This window comes from Huijunlia imazamoxiresistens (assembly GCF_037132455.1).
In the GTDB taxonomy this organism is placed as follows: Bacteria; Bacteroidota; Bacteroidia; order Chitinophagales; family Chitinophagaceae; genus Flavisolibacter; species Flavisolibacter imazamoxiresistens.
In genome coordinates this window covers 67,970-79,624 of the sequence record NZ_JBBBEI010000024.1, presented here as the reverse complement: position 1 = coordinate 79,624, position 11,655 = coordinate 67,970, and the positions used below count along the sequence as shown (strand labels likewise).

General features: G+C 51.3%; 5 protein-coding genes. 2 read left to right on the top strand and 3 right to left on the bottom strand.

Annotated elements, in window-relative coordinates; translation table 11 throughout:
* Positions 1-359: 359 nt before the first annotated feature.
* Positions 360-2,402 carry a leucine-rich repeat domain-containing protein gene (locus V9K67_RS22005; RefSeq protein WP_336726312.1) on the bottom strand — a complete coding sequence of 681 codons (2,043 nt, stop codon included), beginning with the start codon at positions 2,400-2,402 and terminating at the stop codon, positions 360-362.
* Between the two features lie 554 nt (positions 2,403-2,956).
* Here V9K67_RS22005 and V9K67_RS22000 point away from each other — a divergent pair.
* Positions 2,957-3,733, top strand: a complete 777-nt coding sequence (locus tag V9K67_RS22000; RefSeq protein ID WP_336726310.1) for a hypothetical protein — start codon at positions 2,957-2,959, stop codon at positions 3,731-3,733.
* 162 nt (positions 3,734-3,895) lie between these two features.
* On the opposite strand, the gene V9K67_RS21995 is transcribed toward V9K67_RS22000, so the two are convergent.
* The gene (locus V9K67_RS21995; RefSeq protein WP_336726308.1) at positions 3,896-4,651 is read right to left on the bottom strand and encodes a serpin family protein; all 756 of its coding nucleotides are present in this window, start codon (positions 4,649-4,651) and stop codon (positions 3,896-3,898) included.
* 447 nt (positions 4,652-5,098) lie between these two features.
* On the opposite strand from V9K67_RS21995, the gene V9K67_RS21990 reads away from it, so the two are divergent.
* Positions 5,099-5,533 carry a hypothetical protein gene (locus V9K67_RS21990; protein WP_336726305.1) on the top strand — a complete coding sequence of 145 codons (435 nt, stop codon included), beginning with the start codon at positions 5,099-5,101 and terminating at the stop codon, positions 5,531-5,533.
* Positions 5,534-5,744: 211 nt separating this feature from the next.
* Here V9K67_RS21990 and V9K67_RS21985 read toward each other — a convergent pair whose 3' ends face one another.
* Positions 5,745-11,264 carry a rhamnogalacturonan lyase family protein gene (locus tag V9K67_RS21985; protein WP_336726302.1) on the bottom strand — a complete coding sequence of 1,840 codons (5,520 nt, stop codon included), beginning with the start codon at positions 11,262-11,264 and terminating at the stop codon, positions 5,745-5,747.
* Positions 11,265-11,655: the final 391 nt, after the last annotated feature.

The following is an 11,655-nucleotide window of genomic DNA, read 5'->3' as shown; positions in this document are numbered from 1 at the left end:
GATTTACTTCCATAAGGTCATTAGTTTTGGAATACGCAATATACTCCAATAACCCTATTCGTAAATGCATACGGATCAGTTTTTTAAAAGGAAAAAGGATCAGACAACAACAATGAATTGATTTACAAAACCTAAAGGATTAGCGTATCCTAAAATAACTAACGGCAGTTCCTGTCTCTATTCAATGATACTTTACCGGGATTGCAAGTCAGCCAACGGGCAAACACATGTGTGCCCGTTGGCTGACCAAATAACTTCCTTCCACTTTCACGCAGTACCGCTTCCCTCCAGCAGGCTCCAGCGGGCCTCCTGCTCCTCCATATAGCTCAGTGGGACAAGTACGCCAGATTGCGTAGTCGTCACCATACTACCCGGCATCGGCCGTTAAACCAACCTTCGATGACCTTCCTTTCCGTATCGGAGAAATCATTGTTGCTCAGGTTTAAGTATTTTAAAGGCAATTGGGTGATACCGGGAGGCAGCTTTGTGAGCTTATTAAAGCTCAGGTCCAGCCGGGAGAGGCTGCTCATTTTGCCGATATCTTCCGCCACTTCTTCGATACGGTTGTGGTGCAAAACCAAGGACTTCAGGCGCGCCAAAGAGGTAACACCCCGGGGAAAGGCCCGGAGGCTGTCGTAGGTTAGTATCAGGAATTCTGCCGCCTTCAAAGGACTGAGGTCGACCTGAAGGTTGCTGTAATCATTGTAGTTGTCGTGAATGGTCACTGCGCTTTGGGAATCAGCCAGGGCTTCGAAAATGGAAAAGTACCGGTCCTTGTAGCTTTCCGTATTGACCCGGAGGAAGGCTGGCAATTGGGCGATGCGCGCCCGCTCCAGCTGCGAAAATTCATTGTACGACACATCGATATATTTGATCCTTGACATCTGCGCTACCTCAGTAGGCAGGCGCTTGATTTCATTGGAGCCCAGGTAAATAACTTTTAAGGCAGGGCACCGGGTGAGCACTGCCGGGAATAAATAGAAGTCGTTTCCATAGAGCTCGATTTCCTCCAGGTGCTGCAACTCCCCGATAGCATCTGGCAGGGTATCGAGCTTATTCATTCGCAGACCGAGCTTTTTTAAATGGTGCAGGTTTCCAATCCCTGCCGGGATCTGCCGGATAGAATTGCTGTTCAGTTCGAGCTTTTCCAAGGTGTTGCATTTAAACACTACCGAGGGGACTGCCTCCATTTGGCTATTGCTTAGGTTCAGCTCCAACAAGCCCAGGTCCGCAACAAACGCAGGCAACTCCTTTATTTTGGTCTCTACCAGGCTGAGCGACCTTAAATTCTTCAGCCGGGCCACTTCGCGGGGCAGCTCCGTCATCTCCTTCCGGTCCAAACGGAGGATGTAAACAGAATCGGGCTGTTTCAGGGCTTCATCCAGGGAGGAAAAGAGGCGCTTATCCTCCAGGATATGCAAGCGGATGCGGGGATGACGGGCAATATAGTCCCTGGCTTTAGATAGCAACCCGGCATACGTTCCTTTTGCCCCTTCCAGCTTCATCAGGGCTGCCCCAAAGGAATAACGAGCAGGCGGAAGCGTATTCGATAGCGGATCCATGATCTGCCAGGCAATCCGACCATACTCCCTGGAAACCAAGGGAATCCTTGCCTCCAGTAGCGGCCTTGCCTCCATGATCCGGAGCTGAAAGATGGCCTTTCCCAGCATGCTTTGCACAATTCCATCCTCTTCGCGTTCCAATTGCCGCAATAATGCGGCCCGGGAAACTTCCCCACCGCAAGTAACCAGTGCCCGCACGCAGGACCACCGGACGGCGGAATACGGTGATTCCAAAAAGCGGGGCAGGGCCACGGCTTCGGCAGCTTTGCCAAAATAGTACAACACTTCCAGGTTGAACAATTGGGCATCCAACTCCCTGCCGTTCTTTGTCAGGGGTTGCAGGAAAGCCAGCTCCGCTAATCGCTCGGCAACAAAAGTGGCCGTGCGCCTGGCCGAGCCCCCATGAAGTAACAGGTCCAAAAATGGCTCGAACTGCGTTCTCTTTATGGTTATGTAGGCTGCGGGATCGTGTATGGGAAGAGTTACGAGTGAATCGTTGAGGTCAAATGCCCAGTAGGAATCAGTAAAGGCGACGTAGCCGTTGCGGTGCCTTTTCACAATAAAGAAAAAATCCTCCCCTTCTTCCAGTTGGTCCGCCTCGTGCCCCACCCCAATCGCCTCTGACCTGAGGATGGTGACTAAGGCTCCGTTTCTTTGTGCACCTTTAAACACCGTTCCCAGCCGCACCAAGGTTTTCTGGGGCGAGGAAGTTACCACTACCCCGGTGCAAATCAGGCCAGCTTCCCTAATCGCATCTTCAAACCAGGGGTCTTCCCACATGGTAGCTTGGCTAAGAAAGGGCACAACCGCCAGAGCCAAAAGGAAAAGGAGTCGTTTCATGTTGAAAGTTTAAGGAGCTGGATAGCCTTGCCCCGAAGCAGCACCTACCAGCGAAGGCAGCAGTCCGGAACGGCCAACTTTCCAAAGGAGGAAGAGGCTTGACTAAATTAATAGATCAGGAGCAATTTCACAATGGGAATGCCTTTTCCCCCTAGAGCATGCCAATTTGCCCGTTTCCCCCGGTTTTATCGCTTTGGGACTGCTGATGTCTCCAAAGAAGACAGGAAAGGAAAAATAAAGGCGAACTACACATAAGAAAACTGGTCATAGCTCTAGCGGTTCGAACATAAGCAAACGTAGAAGCTTTTTATAGAAGTAGCGGCACCCGAAAGTCCGTACAAACTTGATGAGCTAGCTATTAATTCAATAACAGAAGAGTGTGCAGAATTTTTCTTTTCACCCGCCCACTTAAAGCATGTTCCGCAAAGCCTTTTGTAGAATTGTCCCAACTACTAACCGGACAAAAGTGATCCTATAATGGAAGTAAAATCCGCCTTTAATATTAAAATATTTCTACTTTTATTGATGATTTGCTTACGCCAAAAGACTTTCCTATGGGCATCAAAATCAGTTACAAGACCCACCCGGTTTTAAACCTGCTCAATTCTCCCCGGGACAAAAGGACTTTTTATGTTCTTCCACAGAAGTTTTCTAAATATTTACGGGCCAAGCCGGACATTTATACAAGCCTGGATCTATATGGCGGGCTCTTCAGGTCGAACATTCAGTTGATTACCAAACCGTTCTCTGATGCCCTTTTGGAAAATTTCGATAAGTTCCAAATCGAAGAGGTAATTCATTCCCTTGAAAACCTCTCGGGCTGTATGATTTTTCCCAACCAATATTCGTATTTATACAACATCCAAAACTATCATCAGGGCGTGATTTTTTGCTTTATCAAAGAAGCTCTCGCCTACTATGCGAATTTCAGGGATGGCCACAATGTTATATGCGATCTGCTCGTTCCAAATGGCTTTGTCTCTGAACAAGAAATACTGCAGAACTTTGATATGGTTTCCAATTTGCTGATGACCACCCTTGCCTTTATACGATACACGGAGGTCGAAGTCAAAGAGCTTCCTGCCCAGAAAAAGGTTCACGAATTCGACTGCAAGTATGTAAATGATACCTCTTTCGATATGCACATTTACGACTGCCGCTGGTATACCACTTACGTGAAAACAGAAGGATTTCCGGTTCGGGGACATTTGAGGCATCAGCCAAAAAAGGAAAAAGGAGAATGGACAAAGAAATACATTTGGATAGAACCGTTTATGAAGACTGGTTATACCCTGAAAGCCGGTGTGCTAAAGGCAGCTGAAATAAAATAGATGTAAACGTAAACAAACGGGAACCCTACGGCCAACAGCAGGTCACCAATTATTTTGTTGAGCAATAGCTTTGTTCCATTGCCGACTAATTATGAGGCAAAGAAACTGCACCTGCGCTTAGTTCGCCGACATAACGTCAAGCCCATATCTTAGGAATGTAGCTCATAAATTACTGCTCCACTGAAAATACTTGCGCAAGTAAGTCCCTAATTTATAAAAATTGTCATCGAACTTTATGAATGCAGCAGGAAGCTGGGTAATGAAATCGTCGGTATATTTTAAAAACAAGTCACTTTGGTATTGGTATTTATACGAAGGCATTACCTTGATCATCAAGCTCTTTAAGTCGTTCGGGAAAATAATTGCATCTATTTTTTTCTGCTTATTCCAAATGCTTGAATTTGCTCTTGACGAAGCAGCTATTAATCTTACAACCTTTTGGGAATTCAACTCTAACTTGTAACCCAGCTTGAGTCTTTTTTCGCCGTCCCAACTATCCCACTCATTATAGAACCACTTGGATAACAATTTTATCTTTAGTTCCTTGTAATCATCTGCCGTCCATTTGTACTTTATGGGTTTTATTAACTGGGGCGAGATTATCGTTTTATTTTCATAGAAAAATGGTGTCAAGCTGGCGAAATAGTTAAAAAAGGCATTTGCCAACTCTTCTACATGCTCTTTTGAAATCTTATTTGGCGAAGCCGATTCTTCAACTAAGTCATGGAAGTGATTTGAAAAAAGATGTTCAGTCCAATCATTTATAAGTTCAGAGGGATTAGGAAAATCCCTAGGGCGTTGACAAAAAATATTAATATTTTTAATAACGGTTGCGCAGTTTTTAGCACTTTCTGTAATTCCAATTGCAAGGCATTCCAACGCTTCGTCTCTCTTGTCGCTATTAAATAATGAGTTCATATGGTAAGAAGGAATTGCTTACTATAGATTTTTCTCTCCTTTTACAAGGGGTTATGAATACATTCAAATCTATGAAGACACAGCAACAAAATAGAACACTCCCGAAAGAAAAGGAAAAAATAGACGCGAAGGTAGCGGCCGGGCCTGCAAGGCCAAAAAGCTTCCGGCATAAAACAGCAGTGCCTGTTTGAAGCATTATATCCTGCACCGGCAGCACCCATAGTTTGCACTGGCATCCACCCACGGATTTATTCCTTTTCCTTTTTGCCCTTTGGGCCCCGGGCCGCTGATACTGGAGGCTTTCTTTTTTCCCTTTTTCTTTTGGGAAGTGTTACCCCCACCAGCAGCCATAATTGGTTATAGGCCTATCGGTTATGAATATTCCCCCTTCCCGGTTCATGCTCCAGCGCCTGGAAAACATTCTCAAATTTTCAGTAATTTTCCTTTATGCGGGCAAAAGACGAACGGTTCCTCTTGGCCGGGCAAAAGATCAAAGCAGGAAAGATCACCCGGTTCTCGGACATTTTCAAAATAGTTCCGAAAACAGTCATGGCCAGGGTGCTTGCCAAAAACGTAAGAACTTCTCTCCCACTCCTGAAAAACGATCCCTATTATTTCAGGGTTGGCGAACTTCTGGAACTTGCCGGTCTGATGGGTGTCAAAGGAAGTAAGTTGCTTTCCCTAATAGAAGTTGATATCCAGGCAGCAGAATCCACCAGGGTACACACTATCCGGGCAAAATGCCACACCCCTGCATTTCTGAAAAAAGCAAAAGAGGCACAGCGGTACTTTGCCACCGGTAAATACAATAAAGCCCAACTGGCTGTAAAGATGAAATACAACCATGACCTATCCCAGGAAATTAGACTGCAGAAAAAGTGAGGAACCGACCGACTATGCTGTTGGCGAAAAGTATCAATGCGGCAAATGCTGTACTCCATTACTGATTCAAACCAGATGGGCGAACGGATTATGGCCGGGAAAGCTTCTGTCCCAAAGGCCGGGAAAGAGCCAACCGGCAAAGGAACAGAATAAAAAAAGGAAGGGGCCTGCCCCTTCCTTTAAATTGTTATTTTGCGGCTTCGATCCACACCTATTGGATCATGACAATGCTGGTCTGTACAAAAGCGCCAACTGCTACCCGTACCAGGTACATGCCCTTGGGTACGCTGTGCAGATTAAACTCTTTCTGGTAAACATCGTTTTGCTTTCCTTCGGAGGTGTTTTGTACCAGTGTACCCTGGCTGTTGAAGATACTGATGACCACCGTGCCTGTCTCCTTGCTGTTCAGCCGCACCTTAAAGTTGCCGGCATTGGGGTTGGGAAACACCTTCAGTATTTCAAGCGTCTGTTGTGCACCACCGCCATTGCTGTTGGAAAACAGGACCATGGCACTTTCCTCGGAATGGTTTTTTGCCGCATCGGAGGCAATCACGGTGTAGCCATATACCAAGCTTCCGGCAGGCGCTTCGGTAACAAAGGAAGTACTGGTAACAGGCTCCGCATTGAGCTGTTTACCATTCAGGAAAATGTCATAGCCCGTTACCGCGATGTCGTCGGTGGAAGCCTGCCACATCAGCAGCACCTTGCCATCGGCCGTTTTGGCAGCAGTCAGCGCCCGGGGCTGCGAAGGGGCTTTCTTATCACTCACGGTCAGGGGCTGCACGCGGGCTGGGGCCGCTTGATACCGGTAGTTTCCTTCCTGGGCGGCAGTGATCTCGGTCATACCCAGCCCCACGATATGCACCTTGCCGTTCACGATGGCAGCTACCGCAGGATTGGAGGAGGCGTATACTACCTCAAGACCAGAAGAAGCGGTGGCGCCGGCATCAAAGTCTGCTTCGCCATAGCCTTTCTCACCCAATGCATCAAAAGTTATGACCTGCTCTCTTTTCTCTACGATCAGCTCCTGGGCGACGGCCGTGGCTGCTTTATAAAACTTGTCACCATCCTGAGTCGCGGTAATGGTAGCGCTACCTGCTCCTACGATACGCAATCTACCGTTCACAATGGTGGCTACAGTGCTATTGGAGCTGCTGTAACTGATGGCAAGGCCTGAGGAAGCCGTAGCTCCGCCATCGAAATCACCGTCACCTACATATTTAGTACTTATCGCAGGAAAACTTATGGTTTGCGCTCCTTGGGATACCACCAGCTTTTGACTCATGCTGATTGCAGGGGCGTATTGTTCATCGCCCCCCTGTTGTGCTATGATTGTTGCCGTACCTACGCCGTTGATATGGATACTGCCATCAATTACACTCGCAACAGACTCATCGGAGCTGGAGTAGGTAACCGGCAGGCCGGACGAAGCGGCCGCTCCGGCGTCAAAGTCCGGATCTCCGAATGCCTTGTCCGCTAACACATTGAACGTGATTGCCTGGCCTTGCTTCATCGTATTGACGATTTCGGCGGTACTCAAAGCCCTGTTGAAAATTTTGAATTCGTCCACCTTGCCCTTCAGCAACGGATCGGCAGCAAATTGTGCCTTGCCGATGAAGTTTTGCGTCGTATTGCCCAACACCGACGGGTTAAGCGTCATGTTGGTATTGGTGGCCACCAGTTCCCCGTTGATATACATGCTGCTGGTGTTACCCGACTGGGTAATGGCAACATGCGTCCAGGTATTCAGCGGAAGGGTATACGGGTAGCTTAACTGCTGCTCGGCGCTGTTATTGCTCCGGATGGCGTAGCGCACCACATTGGATCCGGCCTGAACGGAGAGGAACATGTAATTCGCGGTACCGGAGCCGAAATCAAACAGGCGCATCCAGTTTGCCTTCGCATCCATATTTACCCAGGTGGCTATGGTAAAGTCCTTCAGGGTGCTCATCACCCCGGCCGGCAGGGTAACATAGGAGGCGGAGGTTCCGTCCAGCCTGATCCCGTTGCCGTATTTGGCGGCCATACGTTGCACGCCCGCCAGCAGGGTTGCGTTTTTCGCGCCCCAGCTGTCCACGCCTACCGGGCCGCTTGTCTCGTCAAACTTCCAGTAGCTGAAACGCTTTGCCTCGGGGGCCGCCTTCACCACGGCGCTGGTGGCGATTTCCTGGTTTTGGTACACCGAGGTGATCACATAATAATATGTGGTCCCGGTAGTGATGGTGTTGTCCGTATACGTGGCGGAAGCACTAGTGGCGACCGGTATAAAGGGACCCTCGGCGCTTTTTGACCGTTTGACGCCATAGGTGAAGCCGGTTATCGGCGTCCATTCCAGGAGGTTCCTGGTATCCTCGGCCAGTACTTTTACCCCGCTTACCACGTTGGATTGAACGCTTACCTGAATGGTATCGTAGGAAATTCCTGCACTGTTGGCCACTTCCAGGTGGATCGGGAACGCAGCCGCGGACAAGGGCATGCCGGAAATCACGCCGGTAGCGGTATCGATATGGAAACCAGCGGGCAGGTTCGTTGCCGCAAAGGAGGTCGGCTTATTGGTAGCTACAGGAATATACTGGAAAGGAATGCCTGCGATGGCCACCACTTCTTTCGCACTTTTCAGCACCGGGCTGCCGATGGGCTGCAGGTTTTTCAGGGCCAGGACCTCCTCTGCGCTTAAGGGGTAGTTATAAATCCGGAATTCATCCACCTGTCCCCTAAGCAAGGGGTCGGGCCACTGGGATTTTCCGATGTAGTTCTGAATGGTGTTACCCAGGCTGGCGGGGGTCAGGGCCATTGCCCCATTTTGCGCCACGGCCACCCCATCCACATAAAGCCTGGCAACAGCACCGTCCAGGGTAACGGCAATATGCTTCCATTCCCCAACCGGGAGGGCAGGTGCATTGAGCACCTGTTCCGGCACCTCCGGCGTCCTGATGGCAAACCGCAGGTTGGTGCCTGCCTTGGGGGTCAGGAACATATAGCCGGCAGTGTTGTTTCCAAAGTCGAAGATGCGCTGGAAGTCAGCGCCCCCGTTCCATTTAACCCAGGTAGCAATGGTCAGTTTGGAATAATTGGCGATTCCTTCCGGTAAGTTCACCTGGTCGTTGCCGTCGAAAACGAATCCTTTTTCCACTACGGCCGGCTGGTAAAGGGGCGAACCGGTGACGGTGCCATGCTGCCCGCCTTCGACGTCCTCGGCATTTTCTTCGAATTTGTAGTGATGGGTCAGGCCGAGCGGAACTACCCTGATTGTAAACGTGGCCTGAGCGCTGGCCCCCTGGTCGTCCGTAGCCTGGAATACAAAGGCGTTTTCGCCCCCGTCTGCAGGCAGCGGGGTTCCTTTCAACGCCCCGCTTTCGGAAACGCTCAGCCAATCCGGGCCCGACACTTTCGTAATAATGAACTTCGAATCCGGGTCCGTAACATTTTTTGCGACACTGCCCGTGAATTCATAACCGATAAGCGCTCTGGGTCCTGTAAGGGTGGTGGCGCTCCAAACGGGCGGGCTATTGGTGCCGGAAACTTCGATGCGCAGGAAAACCAGGTCGCGGACCGCATTCCCGGACAACACCTGGATCGTAAACAGGTTTGTTCCGGTGTTGATATCGCCGGGCGTCCCGCTCAGGGTACCGTCTGCCGCCACCTTCAGCCATTCCGGTCCCATTCCTTTGGCGAAGGTAAACTGCGGGTCTGCCAGTGCGGCGGAAAGGGATTGAATTTTCTTATTTAAGGCGCCTCCCTCGTCTGCCGCCGTAGCGATAATGGCGTCAGGATTGTCCGCATCCGTCAGCAGCGCATTCATATCGCTTCCCAGGAAGAAGCTCGGATGCGGGGGCTGGTTGTAGCCCACGTTCTGCCAGGCAATCGCCTCCCGGTACTGCAGGTCGTGCATCAGGGTATACAGCTTATAGGGCGTGGGAAGGGTCGTGGTCAGGACCATCAGCTCTTCGCTGGTGGGGTTCCGGTAGATCATCTCCTCCCGCCAGTCGCCCAGGATATCGGCGGTGAGGTTGGGCGTGGCTTTCGTGCCGTTATTGGAAGTGGCGCCGGTGGTGTACACGGTAAAGAACCGGCCTGCTCCATTGGCTGTGGTACTCCATTTGTCCATCTTGCCGTTGTCCAGGAGTTCCCGTTGCAGGTCGCCGTCCCACCAGAGGGCGAAATTATAACTGGGCGTTGCGGTGGAGATCAGCTGGCCGGTGGAGCTGTATACGCCGGCACCCGCCGCCCCCCACATTTCGTTGCCGGGATAGCGGGGATCCAGGTCGGCCGTCAGGGCTCTGCCCACGTCATAGTCGGCCGGGACATGCCAGATGATCTTACCCGTTTTCGCGTCGGTCAGGCTCAGGCCGATGTTCCCGTTCCCGCCGGCGTGCTCATGGCACTTCCAAATTTCCAGGCCCGGGCGCTGCGGCACCAGGTCGCCTACATGCAGTGCGTCTCCATGTCCCAGGCCGTTGCTGTACAGGCCCGTACCGTTGTCGTCCACCACCATGGAGCCATAGACCACTTCGTCTTTACCGTCCCCGTCCACATCGGCAATACTCAGGGAGTGGTTGCCCTGGCCTTCAAAGGCCGTGAGTCCGTTGTCGCGGGTATCGAATTTCCAGCGCTGCGTCAGCTGGCCGTTCCGCCAGTCCCAGGCCACCACGGCCGACCGGCCGTAGTACCCCCGGCCCATCACCAGGCTCGGTCTTTTGCCGTCTAAATAAGCGACACCTGCCAGGAACCGGTCCACGCGGTTGTGTTCTTCCCGGGTGTTGCCCCATCCGTTCCCAGGCGTCCGGTCGGGAACATATAAGGTGGTGGCCATCTCGGCACCGGTCTGCCCGTTAAAGATGGTAAGGTATTCCGGTCCGGAAAGAATGAATCCCGGCCAGCCGCCCGAGGTACGATAATCGGCGTTGTCATCGTCGGTGGCGGCGGGGCCCATCTGTAAATAGTTGCCCGTGCCGTCTTTTGTATTGGGTGCCGTTTTTACGGCCAGTTCCGCTTTTCCGTCGCCGTCCAGGTCGTACACCACAAACTGGGTGTAGTGGGCGCCGGCCCGGATATTGCGGCCCAGGTCGATCCGCCATAAATGGGTACCATCCAGCTTATAGGCGTCGAGCAGCACGTTGGCGGTGTACCCGCCCTGCGAGTTGTCCTTGCCCAGGCCATCCCATTTTACGATCACCTCGTAGGCGCCATCGCCGTCCAGGTCGGCCACGCTGGCGTCGTTAGCCGTGTATTCGTAGGTTTCTCCATTGGTAAAATCAAAATAAGGAGGTGTAACCCCTCCCGCAGGCTTTTTGAGGGGGATCCTCAGGATGTTGCTGCTCCATACCGGGGCCTGAGGGGAGGCTGTCCCCTCCACCCCGTTCACTACCGGGCGGACCGTATACGCTTCCGTGCTGCTGGTGTTGTCTACGTAATTGGTGGCAGCCACAATGGGTACTGCATTTACTTTTGTTGTTCCCCGGTACAGGTTGAACCCGATGTTGGTAGGGTCTGTTTTGAACATGCGCCAGCTTACAAAAACCTGGCTGGCGCTGGTCCGAACGGCTACTACGCCCCGGGTAAGCTGCTCCAGCTGTTGCTGGGCAAATGCCGAAGCCGCGGAAAGAAGGGCGCCCGTGCAAAGGAGGAAGAATTTCAACGTCACCACTAAGGGGTAAAGCCGCCGACGAACGGTGCGGGCGCATTTGTGGGTCTTGCCGTGTGTGATGGGTCTTTTCTTAGAATATTCCATAATGCCTGTTGCCGTTTTTTGCAGTTGGGTGAGTAATAGAAGAACAAAGAGCGGGGTGGGGCCATAGGCCCGGAAGAAGAGGTAGATTTACATTCATACGGTGGTATTTAAAAGTTCAGGAATCGTCAGCGGGGATACCGGCCTTACCGTTGAAGCAGCACAGGGCTTCCGTCAAAAAAGCATTTTGAAGGGAGTAACGGGAGGGAATATCCGAAAAAGGATGAGGGAAAGGCAAGGCAGGCGAAGGCCCATAGAGCGGGAACACATGGCAGACATTTCCACATCGTTTCAGCCTCCAAATTAGACCGGCCGGTCTTCCTTCTTTTGGCCATTTAATCCGTTTTCTGTTTCATTTGTTTCCTTTCGGAAGGAGGCACGCCGGAAGAACTGC

Coding starts and splice junctions, on each gene's coding strand:
- V9K67_RS22000 (WP_336726310.1), top strand. CDS start 2,957: ATGGGCATCAAAATCAGTTACAAGACCCACCCGGTTTTAAACCTGCTC.
- V9K67_RS22005 (WP_336726312.1), bottom strand. CDS start 2,402: ATGAAACGACTCCTTTTCCTTTTGGCTCTGGCGGTTGTGCCCTTTCTT.
- V9K67_RS21995 (WP_336726308.1), bottom strand. CDS start 4,651: ATGAACTCATTATTTAATAGCGACAAGAGAGACGAAGCGTTGGAATGC.
- V9K67_RS21985 (WP_336726302.1), bottom strand. CDS start 11,264: ATGGAATATTCTAAGAAAAGACCCATCACACACGGCAAGACCCACAAA.
- V9K67_RS21990 (WP_336726305.1), top strand. CDS start 5,099: ATGCGGGCAAAAGACGAACGGTTCCTCTTGGCCGGGCAAAAGATCAAA.